This is a genomic window from Staphylococcus sp. FSL W8-1268 (assembly GCF_038003965.1).
GTDB lineage: Bacteria > Bacillota > Bacilli > Staphylococcales > Staphylococcaceae > Staphylococcus > Staphylococcus hominis.
Genome location: NZ_JBBOQE010000001.1, coordinates 2,112,501 through 2,129,560, shown reverse-complemented (window position 1 = coordinate 2,129,560; position 17,060 = coordinate 2,112,501). Strand labels below are relative to the sequence as shown.

The following is a 17,060-nucleotide window of genomic DNA, read 5'->3' as shown; positions in this document are numbered from 1 at the left end:
ATGACGCATACCCTTACCATTGTTGGGATAGGCAATCATAGTATGGATGATTTACCTTTAGGTGTCTATCGCTTTTTAAAACAGCAACAGAGTGTATATGCAAGGACACTCGAACATCCTGTTATTAAAGATTTAAAAAGTGACATTGAATTTAAAAGCTTTGATGACGTGTACGAAAAGTATGATCAATTTGAAGCAGTGTATCAACATATTGTTGAAATTTTAATAGAAGAAACGCGTATACAAGATACTGTTTACGTAGTGCCTGGACATCCACGTGTAGCTGAAACGACTACTGCTAAATTACTTGATTACAATAAAAATAATGATGATATACAAGTAAAGATTTTAGGTGGGAAAAGTTTTATAGATGATATATTTGTTGCAATCGATGAAGATCCTAATGATGGATTTACATTATTAGATGGTACTATTTTGAAAGAAAACACATTAAATATTCGAACACATACTCTCATTACACAAGTATATAGTGCGATGATTGCAGCAGATGTTAAACTCACATTAATGGAACGTTATCCAGACGATTTTAAAGTGAAGATAGTTACGGGCGCTAATAGTCAAGGCGCTAAAGTATTAGAAGTACCGTTATTTGAGTTAGATCATAATGAGGATATGTTTAACAATCTAACAAGTGTATTTGTGCCTAAAATAACGCGTGATGAAGATATGTATACTGATTTTGATTTTGCAGTTTATATTATTGACCATCTAGTGGATGATGAAAAAGGCTGTCCATGGGATCGTGTGCAAACGCATGAATCACTTAAACGTTATTTATTAGAAGAAACATTTGAATTGTTTGAAGCAATAGATAATGAAGATGATTGGCATATGATTGAAGAACTCGGAGATATCTTATTACAAGTGCTACTCCATGCGAGTATTGGTAAAAAAGAAGGATATATGGATATTAAAGAAGTGATTGAAAGCTTAAATGCTAAAATGATTCGTCGACATCCTCACATATTCGGTGATAAAACAGTTGAAACAATAGAAGATTTAAATGATGTCTGGAAGGATGCAAAAGCAAAAGAAGGTAAAATACCTCGTGTGAAATTTGAGAAAGTGTTTGCAGACCATTTTATGACATTGTATGATAAAACCAAAAATAAGGATTTTAATGAAGAAACCCTTAAAAATTATTTACAACAAGGGGAGAATGATAAATGAGATTAGATAAATATTTAAAAGTATCAAGACTTGTAAAACGTCGTACACTTGCGAAAGAAATTAGCGATCAAGGACGTGTAACAATTAATGGTAATGTAGCTAAAGCTGGCACAGATGTAAAAGTGGAAGACGAATTAGTCATTCGTTTTGGACAAAAAAGTGTGACGGTTAAAGTAACTGGATTAAGTGAACACGCATCAAAAGAAAATGCTAAAAATATGTATGAACTGATTAAAGAAGAACGAGTTCAACCATCTGCACAATCTGAAGAAGTGTAGTCTATGATTGAAACGCTTAAAGGAGGTGACAAGTTATGAGTAAAAAGGTAGAACATATTGATAATCAATATACTTCAGAACGAAATCGAAAGAAACAACGTCAACAAAAACGAATGCGTGTCGTTCGTCGAAGAGTAACAGTTTTTGGAGGATTATTATTAGCGATTATTATTATTCTATCTATCATGCTTGTCTTCCAAAAACAAAGTAACAATCAAGCAACAATAGAACGAAAGCAGAAAGAAGAACAATTTCAGAAAAAACAAGATGAGGAAATAGCATTAAAAGAAGAGCTTAATAATCTTAACGATAAAGATTATATAGAGAAAGTTGCTCGAGATGACTATTATTTAAGTAACAATGGAGAAATTATTTTTAAATTGCCTAATGATAAATCATCGTCTAATTCTAAATCCTCTAGTAATAATTAAAAAGAGTACTCAACTTTAAAAATTAAAGTAAAACGCTTAATTTAAAATAATCGTTTTATAGCATTGTGTAAATTTTAAAACAGGAATATAATAAGGTTAAAATTGAAACATTATCGGGAGGATTTATTTAGAATATGTCAATCGAAGTAGGAAACAAGCTAAAAGGTAAAGTGACAGGTATCAAAAAATTTGGTGCGTTTGTAGAATTACCTGAAGGTAAAAGTGGCTTAGTTCATATTAGTGAAGTTGCTGATAATTATGTTGAAAATGTAGAAGATCATTTATCAGTTGGAGATGAAGTGGAGGTAAAAGTTTTATCTATTGCAGAGGATGGTAAAATCAGCCTCTCAATTAAAAAAGCGAAAGATCGTCCTCGTCGTCCACATCACAAATCTAATCAAAATAAACCACCTCAACAAAAAGCAGAAGATTTTGAAAAGAAATTAAGTAATTTCTTAAAAGACAGTGAAGACAAATTGACTTCTATTAAACGTCAAACAGAATCAAGACGTGGTGGTAAAGGATCTAGACGTTAATTATATCTGTGTGAGTAAATATAGCTAAGTTAACGGAGCCCTGGTTCCAATCATTTATTCTAGATTAATATGTATTGATAATAACTTAAGTGCATTAGATCATGTAAGATCTATGCCAGGGGTGAGATAAAGAACTGAAATTAAAGTTCTATCTCACTCTTTTTTCGTTATATCAATTATTTACCCTAAGTCAGGAGGTTCAGTAATGTGAAAGTGAAAACGTCTCTTTGGAAAAAGACGGATCATTTAGCTGTTGCGGTATCTACAGGGATTGATAGTATGTGTTTATTATATAAATTATTAAATGATTTATCACATTCATATCAATCTATAACGTGTTTGCATGTCAATCATGGTTTAAGAGATGCATCTGTCGAAGAAGAACGATTTATTAAACAATTTTGCAAGCAATATCAAATTCCCTGTTATGTTAAACAGTTAGATTTATCTGAAACAGTAGAAAAAGGAAAAAGTATTCAATCTGAAGCGAGAGATTTACGTTATCAATGGTTTGATGAAATGATGAGCAAGATAAATGCTGATGTTTTATTAACTGCTCATCATTTAAATGATCAACTTGAAACAATTTTTTATCGCGTTTTTACTGGTCGATCAACACGTAATTCATTAGGGATGCATGAATGTACTGAGCGAAATCATTACTTTATTTGTCGTCCTCTGATAGAGACATATAAAAATGATATAAAACAGTATCAAACCATTCACCATGTGCCTTTTTATGAAGATGAATCTAATCACCATAATAAATATGCAAGAAATGACATTCGCAATCGGCTTTTACCAGCTATTGATGAAAATAAGGACTTCAAGGTAGAACAATTATTAAAGTTGAAACATTGGCACGATATGCAATTACAACTTACACAACAACGAATAAGTTGTTTTATAGAACAACATGTTAACATTTACCTTAATGAAGAACGTATACAATTATCTCGAGCGTCTTTTAATCAACTAGATGAAATTTCAAAAATGATTTTATTAGATCGTTTATTTGAGATGCTTCAGTTAAATAAATCTTTTTCAGAAAAAAATTATAATGAATGGTTCGAGCAAATTGAGAGTAAACAATCTCAAATTAAAATTCCCCTCACTGAAAAATGGATAATTCAAATTGCATATGATAAATTTATAATAATGGCTCATTATGAACACTCTCTACTTGAAGAACAAATTGTTACGCATCCTTATACATATCAATTTGGTCATTATTTAATTACAATTCATCCAAATGAGAATGATGAAGCAATCGATTGGCCTCTAACGATTCGAACACGTAGAGATGGAGATAAGTTTAAGTTAAATGGTAGTCATGGACATAAAAAAGTAAGTCGTTTATTGATTGATAAAAAAATTGATAGTATAGAACGTACACAAATACCCATCATTTTAGATGCAAAACAACGAGTGATTGCTATAGGACAACTTTATGTGACGACAAGCTTTAAACATATAATAGATATTAAAAAAATTGGAGATGACTCATAAATGAAAGATGATTTAAAAGATATTTTATTAACTGAAGAAGAAATCCAAGAAATTTGTAAACATTTAGGTGAACAATTAACGAGAGATTACAAAGATAAACCACTTGTTTGTGTTGGTATCCTTAAAGGTTCAGTTATGTTTATGGCAGATTTAATCAAACGTATTGATACACATTTAGCAATTGATTTTATGGATGTTTCAAGTTATCACGGTGGTACAGAATCAACAGGAGAAGTACAAATTTTAAAAGATTTAAGTGCTTCTATTGAAAACAAAGATGTACTCATTATTGAAGATATTTTAGAAACAGGTACAACTTTAAAATCAATTACTGAATTACTACGATCACGCAAAGTTAACTCATTAGAAATCGTTACATTGTTAGATAAACCGAATCGTCGTAAAGCGGATATTGAAGCAAAATACGTTGGCAAAAAAATACCTGATGAGTTTGTAGTAGGATATGGTTTAGATTATGCTGAGCATTATCGAAATCTTCCTTACATTGGTACATTAAAACCGGAAATTTATAATAAATAAAATTTTATAATGTATTAGCAAATACATGAAATAGATTTTTAAATATAATAACTATACTAACGATATAAATTAGTGTAGACTCATTTTATATTCAAAATTGTCATTTTATGAAACGACTATACATAGATATGTAAAGTTAGAAATAAAGAATGGGTAAATGATGAATATAAAATAATTAACTAGAATTAGAAAAGCGCTACAAAAGTTGAAATACTAGCCTTTATAAGCTAGATTATGTTACAATCTTTGTTAGCTTTATTATAGAAATAGGAGGAAATGACGCATGCAGAAAGCTTTTCGCAATGTGCTAGTTATCGCAATTATTGGCGTTATTATATTCGGTGTTTTCTCATATATCAATGGTAATGGAAATACACCGAAACAACTTTCCTATTCACAGTTTGTAGAGAAATTGGATAAAGGTGATCTTAAAACTTTAGAAATCCAACCTGAACAAAATGTGTACTTGGTAAGTGGTAAAACTAAAAATGATGAAGATTATTCTTCAACGATTTTATACAATAACGAAAAAGATTTACAACAAATAACAAATGAAGCTCGTAGCCAAAAAGGATTAGATTTTACAGTTAAAGAAGAAGAAAAACAAAGTGTCTTTGTCAGTATGTTGACAACGCTTATTCCTGTATTAATTATTGCTTTCTTATTTATATTCTTCCTTAGCCAGGCACAAGGTGGTGGCGGTGGAGGTCGTATGATGAACTTTGGTAAATCCAAAGCAAAAATGTACGACAACCAAAAACGTCGTGTTCGCTTCTCAGATGTTGCTGGGGCAGACGAAGAAAAACAAGAGTTAATTGAAATTGTAGATTTCTTAAAAGATAATAAGAAGTTTAAGAAAATGGGTTCAAGAATCCCTAAAGGTGTCTTACTTGTAGGCCCACCAGGTACAGGTAAAACATTATTAGCACGTGCCGTTGCAGGCGAAGCTGGAGCGCCATTCTTCTCAATCAGTGGTTCTGATTTCGTTGAAATGTTTGTAGGTGTTGGTGCAAGTCGAGTACGTGATTTATTTGAAAATGCTAAGAAAAATGCACCTTGTATTATTTTCATAGACGAAATTGATGCTGTTGGTCGTCAACGTGGTGCAGGTGTTGGTGGCGGGCACGATGAACGTGAACAAACGCTTAACCAATTATTAGTTGAAATGGATGGTTTCGGTGAGAATGAAGGTATCATTATGATTGCAGCAACAAACCGTCCTGACATTTTAGACCCTGCATTATTACGTCCTGGTCGTTTCGATAGACAAATTCAAGTAGGTCGTCCAGATGTTAAAGGCCGTGAAGCGATTCTTCATGTCCATGCTAAAAACAAACCACTTGATGAAACTGTCGATTTAAAAGCTATTTCTCAAAGAACGCCTGGTTTCTCTGGTGCTGATTTAGAAAACCTATTGAACGAAGCATCATTAATTGCCGCACGTGAAGGTAAAAATAAAATTGATATGCGTGATATTGAAGAAGCAACAGACCGAGTGATTGCGGGTCCAGCGAAAAAATCTCGTGTTATTTCTGATAAAGAACGTAATATTGTAGCACATCATGAAGCAGGTCATACAGTCATTGGTATGGTACTTGATGAAGCAGAAGTTGTACACAAAGTAACGATTGTGCCTCGTGGACAAGCAGGTGGTTACGCAATGATGTTACCTAAACAAGACCGCTTCTTAATGACAGAACCAGAATTGTTAGATAAAATTTGTGGTCTTTTAGGTGGTCGTGTATCTGAAGATATTAACTTCCATGAAGTATCAACTGGTGCTTCAAACGACTTTGAAAGAGCAACACAAATTGCACGTTCAATGGTCACTGAATATGGTATGAGTAAGAAATTAGGACCTTTACAATTCTCTACAAGCGGTGGCGGCCAAGTCTTCTTAGGTAAAGATATGCAAGGTGAACCTAACTATTCAGGCCAAATTGCTTATGAAATTGATAAAGAAGTTCAACGTATTATTAAAGAACAATATGAACGTTGTAAACAAATTTTATTAGAACATGAATCTCAATTGAAACTGATTGCTAAAACATTATTAACTGAAGAGACACTAGTAGCAGAACAAATACGTTCATTATTCTATGATGGTGTTTTACCAACAGTGGATTATGATGCAGCTAAAGTGGTAAAAGATGAAGATAGAGATGATTCTGAGTTCTCAAACGGTAAATATGGTAAATCTTATGATGACATTCGTGAAGAACAACTTGAAGAAGGTCGTAAAGATGAAGCAGAAGACCGCAAAGAAAATGACAGAATCGATCATGATAGAAACAATCATCGTTCAGACCGTAATCAATCTCAAAATCATTCACAACGAAATGATAGAGATGAAACAGGTTATGAACAATCTCCAAATATAGAGCATCCAACAGATTCAAATCATAGAGAATCATAGTTAGTCATAAAAACTCTTTCGACTCGGGTTAAATAACCTTAATCGAAAGAGTTTTTAATATGATATAGGAGCATTATATACGCTAGAGCAAGTTACTTCATATTCTTAAATAAGCAGTGTAAAATAGATATTCTTAATAAAGGATTTAATATTAGATTTTAAAATAAATGAAACAAACGAAATAAAATAACATAAAGGAGAGATTAGAGTAATGACACATGATTATATTGTTAAATCTTTGGCTTTTGATGGAGAAGTACGTGCGTATGCTGCATTAACAACTGAATCAGTTCAAGAAGGCCAAACACGTCACTATACATGGCCTACAGCTTCAGCAGCGATGGGGAGAACAATGACAGCAACGTTATTAATGGGGGCAATGTTAAAAGGAGATCAAAAGCTTACTGTCACAGTAGATGGTAAGGGCCCAATTGGTCGAATTATTGCTGATGCAGATGCACAAGGAAATGTACGGGCATATGTTGACCATCCTCAAACCCATTTTCCACTTAACGATCAAGGTAAATTGGATGTAAGACGAGCAGTAGGTACTGAGGGTGCAATTCAAGTCGTTAAGGATGTAGGAATGAAAGATTATTTCTCAGGCGCAAGTCCAATCGTTTCTGGTGAACTTGGAGAAGATTTTACTTATTATTTTGCGACAAGTGAACAAACACCGTCATCAGTAGGATTAGGGGTACTTGTTAATCCTGATAATTCTATTAAAGCAGCGGGTGGATTTATTATACAAGTCATGCCAGGCGCGAAAGAAGAAACTATTACTAAATTAGAAAATGCAATTAACAAAATGCAGCCTGTTTCTAAATTGATTGAACAAGGCTTAACACCAGAAGGTATCTTAAATGAAATTTTAGGTGAAGAGAATGTACAAATTTTGGAAACAATGGATGCACAATTTGAATGTAATTGTAGTCATGAAAAATTCCTAAATGCAATTAAAGGTTTAGGTGAAGCAGAAATTGAAGATATGATTAAAGAAGATCATGGTGCTGAGGCCGTGTGTCATTTCTGTGGAAATAAATATCATTATTCTGAAGGCGAACTTCAAGAACTACTTGATACAATAAAAAAATAGTAGAATGTTGAGGAGCAATAAGCGTATGTTTATTGCTCTTTTTTTATGGGAAAAACTAAATGTAACTAATGAAAGTAAAATATTACATCGTATTTAAAGAAATATCTTTGTCTTTTTAGAAAATTCTGATAGAATATAGTTATATCCGATAGAAAAACTAAGTTTTAAATTAGAAAGTTAAAGGAGTGTTTTTTCGATGGCACAAAAACCTGTAGAAAATATTACACAAATTATTGGCAACACACCGGTAGTAAAATTAAGAAATGTAGTAGATGAAGATGCGGCAGATGTATATGTAAAATTAGAGTATCAAAATCCAGGTGGCTCTGTAAAAGACCGTATTGCTTTAGCAATGATTGAAAAAGCTGAAAAAGAAGGAAAAATTAAACCTGGTGATACAATTGTAGAACCAACAAGTGGTAATACTGGTATTGGTTTAGCATTTGTTTGTGCAGCTAAAGGTTATAAAGCAGTATTTACTATGCCTGAAACAATGAGTTCTGAACGTCGCAACTTATTAAAAGCGTATGGTGCGGAATTAGTGTTAACACCTGGATCTGAAGCAATGAAAGGTGCTATTAAGAAAGCTAAAGAATTGAAAGAAAAACATGGTTATTTCGAACCTCAACAATTTGAAAATCCAGCTAACCCTGAAGTACATGCATTAACAACTGGTCCTGAATTAGTTGAACAATTTGAAGGCAAACAAATTGATGCTTTCTTAGCAGGTGTTGGTACTGGTGGTACATTATCTGGTGTAGGTAAAGTCTTAAAAGAGAAATATCCTAACGTTGAAATTGTAGCAATTGAACCAGAAGGATCTCCTGTATTAAGTGGTGGAGAACCTGGTCCACATAAATTACAAGGTTTAGGTGCTGGATTTGTACCTGATACTTTAAATACTAATATTTATGATAGTATCATTAAAGTTGGTAATGAAACTGCAATGGAAACATCACGTCGTGTGGCTAAAGAAGAAGGTATCTTAGCAGGTATTTCTTCAGGTGCAGCAATTTATGCAGCAATCGAAAAAGCAAAAGAGTTAGGTAAAGGTAAAACAGTTGTAACAGTATTACCAAGTAATGGTGAACGTTACTTATCTACACCATTATATTCATTCGATGACTAATGATGATATAAGTTGATATTTGAATATCATGTTTTAAATAAGAAATAGCTGGTTTCGTAAAAGGCGAAGCCAGCTATTTTACTTTTTAGTATAAAGGTTCTCTCAGTTAACAATACTGAAATATAGACTAAATGAGTGTATCATGTGAGTATACATATTTATTTTAAAAAACAAAGGATGATTGATAGTGGGTAAAACAAAAATTATGGGAATCTTAAATGTAACGCCTGATTCATTTTCAGATGGTGGTCAGTATAATTCAATTGATAACGCAGTTACACGTGCTAAAGAAATGATTGATGAAGACGTAGATATTATTGATGTAGGAGGCGTATCAACAAGACCTGGGCACACAGAAGTGTCTTTAGAAGAAGAAATGCAACGTGTCGTGCCAGTTGTAGAAGAACTGGTGAAACTAAATGTACAAATTTCCATTGATACATATCGCAGTGAAGTTGCTGAAGCTTGTCTAAGATTAGGGGCCACAATGATTAATGATCAATGGGCTGGATTATATGATCCTCATATTTTAGATGTAGTTGCTAAATATGAAGCGGAAATTGTGTTAATGCATAATGGAGATGGACACCGTGACCAACCAGTTGTAGAAGAAATGCTATTAACACTTATAAAGCAAGCAAATAAAGCAGAAATGGCAGGAATTCCAAAACATAAAATATGGTTAGATCCTGGAATTGGATTTGCTAAAAGTAGAAAAGAAGAAAATGAAGTAATGGCTCGATTAGATGAATTAGTTGCTACAGAGTATCCTGTTTTATTAGCGACAAGTCGTAAACGTTTTATTAGAGAGATGATTTCTACTGATACGACACCAAAAGAAAGAGATGAGGCCACTGCTGCTACTACTGCCTATGGTATAATGAAAGGCATAAAAGCAGTTCGCGTACATAATGTTCAATTAAATGTACGTTTAGCTCAAGGTATAGATTTTTTGAAGGAGAATGAAAATGAACGACATGATCTTTCTTAAAGGGATGAAGTTTTATGGATATCATGGTGCACTCACAGCTGAGAATGAAATAGGTCAAATTTTTTTAGTAGACGTAACGTTAAAAGTAGACTTATCAAAAGCGGGGCAGACAGATAATGTTAAAGATACTGTGCATTATGGTGAAGTATTTGAAGATGTAAAAGATATTGTTGAAGGTCCACCTTGCAATTTAATCGAGCATCTAGCTGAACGTATTGCAAAACGTATAAATTCACACTATAATCGTGTAATGGAAACGAAAGTCAGAATCACTAAAGAAAATCCACCTATACCTGGTCATTACGATGGTGTGGGTATTGAAATAGTGAGGGAGAATCGTTAATGGTACAGGCATATTTAGGTTTAGGAAGTAATATTGGTGATAGAAAACAACAACTTCTTAAGGCAATTGATTTAATTGGAAACATTAAGGGTATAAAGGTAACAAAACAATCATCGATATATGAAACTGCACCGATTGGCTATACTGACCAGCCTAATTTCTTGAATTTGTGTTTAGAGATTGAAACAGAGTTGTCACCTCAGCAATTGCTTAAGCATTGTTTAGACATTGAACAACAACTGCATCGAGTAAGAGAAATACGTTGGGGTCCTAGAACATTAGATATAGATATCTTATTATATAGTGATGATATTATTGAAACAGACAATTTAAGTGTACCTCACCCACGAATGCAAGAACGTGCTTTTGTACTGATACCGTTGAACGATATTGCATCGGACAAACAGAATCCACGATTAAATCAGAAAATTCATGATTTAGTTTTTCCAGATGATACGGTTAAGAAATATAAAGACTAAGTGCTAAGATAAGTGCTTAAATTCTTAAAATATAAATATATTTTAAGAATTTAACTATGTGACTATGTATAAAATAATGAATGGAAAATATTTTACAATATTTTTAATAAGTACATAACATCCATTAATAGTAAAACAGGAAGTTTAAAGGAGAGAGAGTAATGTCAGAAGAAATGAATGACCAAATGCAGGTTCGTCGACAAAAATTACAAGAACTTATTGATTTAGGAATTGACCCGTTTGGTAAACGCTTTGAACGTACAGCTACTGCAAGTGAATTAAAAGAAAAATGGGATCATTTTTCTAAAGAAGAATTACATGAAAAAGAAGATGAAAGTCATGTTTCTATTGCAGGGCGTTTAATGACAAAACGTGGTAAAGGTAAAGCAGGATTTGCGCATGTACAAGATTTAACTGGTCAAATTCAAATTTATGTACGTAAAGATCAAATTGGCGAAGAACCTTTTGATAACCTTTGGAAAACAACGGATTTAGGTGACATTGTAGGTATTGAAGGTGTCATGTTTAAAACAAATACTGGCGAATTATCAGTAAAAGCAAAATCATTTACATTATTATCTAAAGCTTTAAGACCATTACCTGATAAATTTCATGGTTTACAAGATATTGAGCAAAGATATCGCCAACGTTATCTAGATTTAATTACTAACCAAGATAGTACTCGTACATTTATTAACCGTAGTAAAATCATCCAAGAAATGAGAAATTATTTAAATCAAAGAGGCTATTTAGAAGTAGAAACGCCAATGATGCATCAAATCGCTGGTGGTGCTGCAGCTCGACCATTTGTTACACATCATAATGCACTAGATGCAACGTTATATATGCGTATTGCGATAGAGTTACATTTAAAACGATTAATTGTAGGCGGATTAGAAAAAGTTTATGAAATTGGTCGTGTATTCCGTAATGAAGGTGTATCAACACGCCATAATCCTGAGTTTACTATGATAGAGTTATATGAAGCATATGCCGATTATCATGATATTATGGATTTAACAGAATCTATGGTTAGATATATTGCACAAACTGTATTAGGTTCAGCAAAAGTGCAATATAATGGCGAAGAAATCGACTTAGAATCAGATTGGAAACGACTTCATATTGTAGACGCTGTTAAAGAGGCTACAGGTGTAAACTTCTATAATGTGAAAACAGATGAAGAAGCTAAAGCATTAGCTAAAGCACATGGTATTGAAATTACAGAAAACATGAGATATGGACATATTTTAAATGAATTCTTTGAACAAAAAGTTGAAGAAACATTAATTCAACCTACATTTATTTATGGACATCCAATTGAAATTTCTCCACTTGCTAAGAAAAATCCAGAAGATCCAAGATTTACTGATCGTTTTGAGTTGTTTATTGTAGGTAGAGAACATGCAAATGCCTTCACAGAATTAAATGATCCAATCGATCAACGTGAACGTTTTGAAGCACAACTTGTTGAGAAAGAACAAGGTAACGATGAAGCTCATGAAATGGATGAAGATTACATTGAAGCGCTTGAATATGGTATGCCACCAACAGGCGGACTAGGAATTGGAATTGATCGTTTAGTTATGTTGTTAACTGATTCACCATCTATTAGAGATGTATTATTATTCCCTTACATGAGACAAAAATAAGATTAATATAAATTAAAAGCGTTGCTTGCTAAGGTAAGCAACGTTTTTTTATGAAAAATAAAAAGGAAAATTAATTAAAAAAGACTAGATATTATATATATGATGTGGTAGTATACTATGAGTGTTCAAAAATTAAATCCTTTTTAAAAATTAATTTAAAAAACCTTTAAAAAATTGTTGACATTAGACTTTGATTATTATAAGATATAAAAGTCGTCAAAAACGAAAGTTAATTTTGTAAAACACTTGTAAAAAGAATTTTAATAAAGTGTAAAATTAACTATTGAAAAATTAATTAATTAGTAATATAATTATTTGAGTAAGTTATTGTCTGGTGACAATGGCAAGGAGGCCACACCTGTTCCCATGCCGAACACAGAAGTTAAGCTCCTTAGCGCCGATGGTAGTTGGACTGACGTTCCGCTAGAGTAGGACGTTGCCAGGCATACTTGATAGGAGAATTAGCTCAGCTGGGAGAGCATCTGCCTTACAAGCAGAGGGTCGGCGGTTCGAACCCGTCATTCTCCACCATTTACTTTTTAGCCGGCCTAGCTCAATTGGTAGAGCAACTGACTTGTAATCAGTAGGTTGGGGGTTCAAGTCCTCTGGCCGGCACCATCTTTGAGCCATTAGCTCAGTTGGTAGAGCATCTGACTTTTAATCAGAGGGTCAGAGGTTCGAATCCTCTATGGCTCATACGATTTATTTTAATATGCGGAAGTAGTTCAGTGGTAGAACACCACCTTGCCAAGGTGGGGGTCGCGGGTTCGAATCCCGTCTTCCGCTCCATTATATTTGCCGGGGTGGCGGAACTGGCAGACGCACAGGACTTAAAATCCTGCGGTGAGAGATCACCGTACCGGTTCGATTCCGGTCCTCGGCACCAATTTAAATATAGCGCCCGTAGCTCAACTGGATAGAGCGTTTGACTACGGATCAAGAGGTTATGGGTTCGACTCCTATCGGGCGCGCCATTTAAAATTATTAATTTAATATACGGGAAGTAGCTCAGCTTGGTAGAGCACTTGGTTTGGGACCAAGGGGTCGCAGGTTCGAATCCTGTCTTCCCGACTTCTTTAAAAATATGGGGGCTTAGCTCAGCTGGGAGAGCGCCTGCTTTGCACGCAGGAGGTCAGCGGTTCGATCCCGCTAGTCTCCACCATTTAATTAATATCAAATGAACATTGAAAACTGAATGACAATATGTCAACGTTAATTCCAATAAAGTAACTTAAATGTTACAAACACTATTTAGTATGATGAGCTAATCAAACATCATAAATTTTTATGGAGAGTTTGATCCTGGCTCAGGATGAACGCTGGCGGCGTGCCTAATACATGCAAGTCGAGCGAACAGACGAGGAGCTTGCTCCTTTGACGTTAGCGGCGGACGGGTGAGTAACACGTGGGTAACCTACCTATAAGACTGGGATAACTTCGGGAAACCGGAGCTAATACCGGATAATATTTCGAACCGCATGGTTCGATAGTGAAAGATGGCTCTGCTATCACTTATAGATGGACCTGCGCCGTATTAGCTAGTTGGTAAGGTAACGGCTTACCAAGGCAACGATACGTAGCCGACCTGAGAGGGTGATCGGCCACACTGGAACTGAGACACGGTCCAGACTCCTACGGGAGGCAGCAGTAGGGAATCTTCCGCAATGGGCGAAAGCCTGACGGAGCAACGCCGCGTGAGTGATGAAGGTCTTCGGATCGTAAAACTCTGTTATTAGGGAAGAACAAACGTGTAAGTAACTGTGCACGTCTTGACGGTACCTAATCAGAAAGCCACGGCTAACTACGTGCCAGCAGCCGCGGTAATACGTAGGTGGCAAGCGTTATCCGGAATTATTGGGCGTAAAGCGCGCGTAGGCGGTTTTTTAAGTCTGATGTGAAAGCCCACGGCTCAACCGTGGAGGGTCATTGGAAACTGGAAAACTTGAGTGCAGAAGAGGAAAGTGGAATTCCATGTGTAGCGGTGAAATGCGCAGAGATATGGAGGAACACCAGTGGCGAAGGCGACTTTCTGGTCTGTAACTGACGCTGATGTGCGAAAGCGTGGGGATCAAACAGGATTAGATACCCTGGTAGTCCACGCCGTAAACGATGAGTGCTAAGTGTTAGGGGGTTTCCGCCCCTTAGTGCTGCAGCTAACGCATTAAGCACTCCGCCTGGGGAGTACGACCGCAAGGTTGAAACTCAAAGGAATTGACGGGGACCCGCACAAGCGGTGGAGCATGTGGTTTAATTCGAAGCAACGCGAAGAACCTTACCAAATCTTGACATCCTTTGACCCTTCTAGAGATAGAAGTTTCCCCTTCGGGGGACAAAGTGACAGGTGGTGCATGGTTGTCGTCAGCTCGTGTCGTGAGATGTTGGGTTAAGTCCCGCAACGAGCGCAACCCTTAAGCTTAGTTGCCATCATTAAGTTGGGCACTCTAAGTTGACTGCCGGTGACAAACCGGAGGAAGGTGGGGATGACGTCAAATCATCATGCCCCTTATGATTTGGGCTACACACGTGCTACAATGGACAATACAAAGGGCAGCGAAACCGCGAGGTCAAGCAAATCCCATAAAGTTGTTCTCAGTTCGGATTGTAGTCTGCAACTCGACTACATGAAGCTGGAATCGCTAGTAATCGTAGATCAGCATGCTACGGTGAATACGTTCCCGGGTCTTGTACACACCGCCCGTCACACCACGAGAGTTTGTAACACCCGAAGCCGGTGGAGTAACCATTTGGAGCTAGCCGTCGAAGGTGGGACAAATGATTGGGGTGAAGTCGTAACAAGGTAGCCGTATCGGAAGGTGCGGCTGGATCACCTCCTTTCTAAGGATATATTCGGAACATCTCGTAGAGATGATACGGAATAACGTGACATATTGTATTCAGTTTTGAATGTTTATGTTAAAACATTCATATTTAATTAAATATTGCATTTACTATTATATTTTGTTATAATACTTAGATGTGATTATTAATTAATGACATTGTACATTGAAAACTAGATAAGTAAGTAAATAGATTTTACCAAGCAAAACCGAGTGAATAGAGTTTTAAATAAGCTTGAATTCATAAAAAATAATCGCTAGTGTTCGAAAGAACACTCACAGATTAATAACTATATTAGATTAAGTTATTAAGGGCGCACGGTGGATGCCTTGGCACTAGAAGCCGATGAAGGACGTTACTAACGACGATATGCTTTGGGTAGCTGTAAGTAAGCGTTAATCCAGAGATTTCCGAATGGGGAAACCCAGCACAAGTTATGTTGTGTTATCGACAAGTGAATTCATAGCTTGTCAGAAGGCAGACCCGGAGAACTGAAACATCTTAGTACCCGGAGGAAGAGAAAGAAAATTCGATTCCCTGAGTAGCGGCGAGCGAAACGGGAAGAGCCCAAACCAATAAGCTTGCTTATTGGGGTTGTAGGACACTCTATACGGAGTTACAAAGGAATATATTAAACGAATCATCTGGAAAGTTGAATCAAAGAAGGTAATAATCCTGTAGTTGAAAATATATTCTCTCTTGAGTGGATCCTGAGTACGACGGAGCACGTGAAATTCCGTCGGAATCTGGGAGGACCATCTCCTAAGGCTAAATACTCTCTAGTGACCGATAGTGAACCAGTACCGTGAGGGAAAGGTGAAAAGTACCCCGGAAGGGGAGTGAAAGAGAACTTGAAACCGTGTGCTTACAAGTAGTCAGAGCCCGTTAATGGGTGATGGCGTGCCTTTTGTAGAATGAACCGGCGAGTTACGATCTGATGCAAGGTTAAGCAGAAAATGTGGAGCCGTAGCGAAAGCGAGTCTGAATAGGGCGTATAGTATTTGGTCGTAGACCCGAAACCAGGTGATCTACCCATGGTCAGGTTGAAGTTCAGGTAACACTGAATGGAGGACCGAACCGACTTACGTTGAAAAGTGAGCGGATGAACTGTGGGTAGCGGAGAAATTCCAATCGAACTTGGAGATAGCTGGTTCTCTCCGAAATAGCTTTAGGGCTAGCCTCAAGTGATGATTATTGGAGGTAGAGCACTGTTTGGACGAGGGGCCCCTCTCGGGTTACCGAATTCAGACAAACTCCGAATGCCAATTAATTTAACTTGGGAGTCAGAACATGGGTGATAAGGTCCGTGTTCGAAAGGGAAACAGCCCAGACCACCAGCTAAGGTCCCAAAATATATGTTAAGTGGAAAAGGATGTGGCGTTGCCCAGACAACTAGGATGTTGGCTTAGAAGCAGCCATCATTTAAAGAGTGCGTAATAGCTCACTAGTCGAGTGACACTGCGCCGAAAATGTACCGGGGCTAAACATATTACCGAAGCTGTGGATTGTCCTTTGGACAATGGTAGGAGAGCGTTCTAAGGGCGTTGAAGCATGATCGCAAGGACATGTGGAGCGCTTAGAAGTGAGAATGCCGGTGTGAGTAGCGAAAGACGGGTGAGAATCCCGTCCAC

General features: G+C 36.1%; 13 protein-coding genes, 8 tRNA genes and 3 rRNA genes (1 of these 24 only partly in view). All 24 read left to right on the top strand.

The window, feature by feature from the left end:
• The gene (locus NST64_RS10830; RefSeq protein ID WP_107632325.1) at positions 1-1,191 is read left to right on the top strand and encodes a MazG nucleotide pyrophosphohydrolase domain-containing protein; all 1,191 of its coding nucleotides are present in this window, start codon (positions 1-3) and stop codon (positions 1,189-1,191) included.
• A complete protein-coding gene (locus tag NST64_RS10825; protein ID WP_002449975.1) occupies positions 1,188-1,469 on the top strand; it encodes an RNA-binding S4 domain-containing protein in 282 nt (93 codons plus the stop codon). Before NST64_RS10830 ends, NST64_RS10825 begins: the two co-directional genes overlap by 4 nt.
• A 35-nt stretch (positions 1,470-1,504) precedes the next feature.
• Entirely contained in the window at positions 1,505-1,900 is a 396-nt protein-coding gene (divIC, locus tag NST64_RS10820; RefSeq protein WP_002449948.1) for a cell division protein DivIC, read from the top strand.
• A gap of 134 nt (positions 1,901-2,034) precedes the next feature.
• The gene (locus NST64_RS10815) at positions 2,035-2,436 is read left to right on the top strand and encodes a S1 domain-containing RNA-binding protein (RefSeq protein ID WP_002449946.1); all 402 of its coding nucleotides are present in this window, start codon (positions 2,035-2,037) and stop codon (positions 2,434-2,436) included.
• Positions 2,437-2,643: 207 nt separating this feature from the next.
• Positions 2,644-3,945: a tRNA lysidine(34) synthetase TilS gene (gene tilS / locus NST64_RS10810; protein ID WP_107632326.1), complete on the top strand. Its 1,302-nt coding sequence runs from the start codon at positions 2,644-2,646 to the stop codon at positions 3,943-3,945.
• Entirely contained in the window at positions 3,946-4,485 is a 540-nt protein-coding gene (gene hpt / locus NST64_RS10805) for a hypoxanthine phosphoribosyltransferase (RefSeq protein WP_002455836.1), read from the top strand. It begins immediately after the preceding gene.
• Between the two features lie 283 nt (positions 4,486-4,768).
• Positions 4,769-6,901 (top strand): ATP-dependent zinc metalloprotease FtsH, encoded by a 2,133-nt coding sequence (gene ftsH, locus NST64_RS10800; protein ID WP_002488156.1) that lies wholly within the window; start codon positions 4,769-4,771, stop codon positions 6,899-6,901.
• Between the two features lie 211 nt (positions 6,902-7,112).
• Positions 7,113-7,997: an Hsp33 family molecular chaperone HslO gene (hslO, locus tag NST64_RS10795; protein WP_002488155.1), complete on the top strand. Its 885-nt coding sequence runs from the start codon at positions 7,113-7,115 to the stop codon at positions 7,995-7,997.
• A 196-nt stretch (positions 7,998-8,193) separates the two neighbouring features.
• Complete coding sequence (cysK, locus tag NST64_RS10790) at positions 8,194-9,126, top strand: cysteine synthase A (protein WP_002488166.1); 933 nt, start codon at positions 8,194-8,196, stop codon at positions 9,124-9,126.
• 187 nt (positions 9,127-9,313) lie between these two features.
• Positions 9,314-10,117: a dihydropteroate synthase gene (folP, locus tag NST64_RS10785; RefSeq protein ID WP_002488167.1), complete on the top strand. Its 804-nt coding sequence runs from the start codon at positions 9,314-9,316 to the stop codon at positions 10,115-10,117.
• Entirely contained in the window at positions 10,095-10,460 is a 366-nt protein-coding gene (gene folB, locus NST64_RS10780; RefSeq protein WP_002449960.1) for a dihydroneopterin aldolase, read from the top strand. Before folP ends, folB begins: the two co-directional genes overlap by 23 nt.
• A complete protein-coding gene (gene folK, locus NST64_RS10775) occupies positions 10,460-10,939 on the top strand; it encodes a 2-amino-4-hydroxy-6-hydroxymethyldihydropteridine diphosphokinase (RefSeq protein ID WP_002449970.1) in 480 nt (159 codons plus the stop codon). Before folB ends, folK begins: the two co-directional genes overlap by 1 nt.
• 161 nt (positions 10,940-11,100) lie before the next feature.
• Complete coding sequence (gene lysS, locus NST64_RS10770; protein ID WP_002455832.1) at positions 11,101-12,591, top strand: lysine--tRNA ligase; 1,491 nt, start codon at positions 11,101-11,103, stop codon at positions 12,589-12,591.
• 330 nt (positions 12,592-12,921) lie between these two features.
• Positions 12,922-13,036, top strand: a 5S ribosomal RNA gene (gene rrf, locus NST64_RS10765).
• 10 nt (positions 13,037-13,046) lie between these two features.
• A tRNA-Val gene (locus NST64_RS10760) sits at positions 13,047-13,122 on the top strand.
• Between the two features lie 11 nt (positions 13,123-13,133).
• A tRNA-Thr gene (locus NST64_RS10755) sits at positions 13,134-13,209 on the top strand.
• A gap of 5 nt (positions 13,210-13,214) precedes the next feature.
• Positions 13,215-13,287, top strand: a tRNA-Lys gene (locus tag NST64_RS10750).
• Positions 13,288-13,305: 18 nt separating this feature from the next.
• Positions 13,306-13,380 (top strand) — tRNA-Gly (locus tag NST64_RS10745).
• An 8-nt stretch (positions 13,381-13,388) separates the two neighbouring features.
• Positions 13,389-13,477 (top strand) — tRNA-Leu (locus NST64_RS10740).
• Positions 13,478-13,488: 11 nt separating this feature from the next.
• A tRNA-Arg gene (locus NST64_RS10735) sits at positions 13,489-13,565 on the top strand.
• Between the two features lie 23 nt (positions 13,566-13,588).
• Positions 13,589-13,662 (top strand) — tRNA-Pro (locus tag NST64_RS10730).
• A gap of 15 nt (positions 13,663-13,677) precedes the next feature.
• Positions 13,678-13,753, top strand: a tRNA-Ala gene (locus NST64_RS10725).
• Between the two features lie 122 nt (positions 13,754-13,875).
• A 16S ribosomal RNA gene (locus NST64_RS10720) occupies positions 13,876-15,426 on the top strand.
• 300 nt (positions 15,427-15,726) lie between these two features.
• Positions 15,727-17,060: ribosomal RNA gene (locus tag NST64_RS10715) — 23S ribosomal RNA — on the top strand; it runs 1,588 nt beyond the window's last position.
• The 16S, 23S and 5S rRNA genes sit together here with 8 tRNA genes alongside, the layout of an rRNA operon.

Coding starts and splice junctions, on each gene's coding strand:
- NST64_RS10830 (WP_107632325.1), top strand. CDS start 1: ATGACGCATACCCTTACCATTGTTGGGATAGGCAATCATAGTATGGAT.
- NST64_RS10825 (WP_002449975.1), top strand. CDS start 1,188: ATGAGATTAGATAAATATTTAAAAGTATCAAGACTTGTAAAACGTCGT.
- divIC (WP_002449948.1), top strand. CDS start 1,505: ATGAGTAAAAAGGTAGAACATATTGATAATCAATATACTTCAGAACGA.
- NST64_RS10815 (WP_002449946.1), top strand. CDS start 2,035: ATGTCAATCGAAGTAGGAAACAAGCTAAAAGGTAAAGTGACAGGTATC.
- hpt (WP_002455836.1), top strand. CDS start 3,946: ATGAAAGATGATTTAAAAGATATTTTATTAACTGAAGAAGAAATCCAA.
- ftsH (WP_002488156.1), top strand. CDS start 4,769: ATGCAGAAAGCTTTTCGCAATGTGCTAGTTATCGCAATTATTGGCGTT.
- hslO (WP_002488155.1), top strand. CDS start 7,113: ATGACACATGATTATATTGTTAAATCTTTGGCTTTTGATGGAGAAGTA.
- cysK (WP_002488166.1), top strand. CDS start 8,194: ATGGCACAAAAACCTGTAGAAAATATTACACAAATTATTGGCAACACA.
- folB (WP_002449960.1), top strand. CDS start 10,095: ATGAACGACATGATCTTTCTTAAAGGGATGAAGTTTTATGGATATCAT.
- folK (WP_002449970.1), top strand. CDS start 10,460: ATGGTACAGGCATATTTAGGTTTAGGAAGTAATATTGGTGATAGAAAA.
- lysS (WP_002455832.1), top strand. CDS start 11,101: ATGTCAGAAGAAATGAATGACCAAATGCAGGTTCGTCGACAAAAATTA.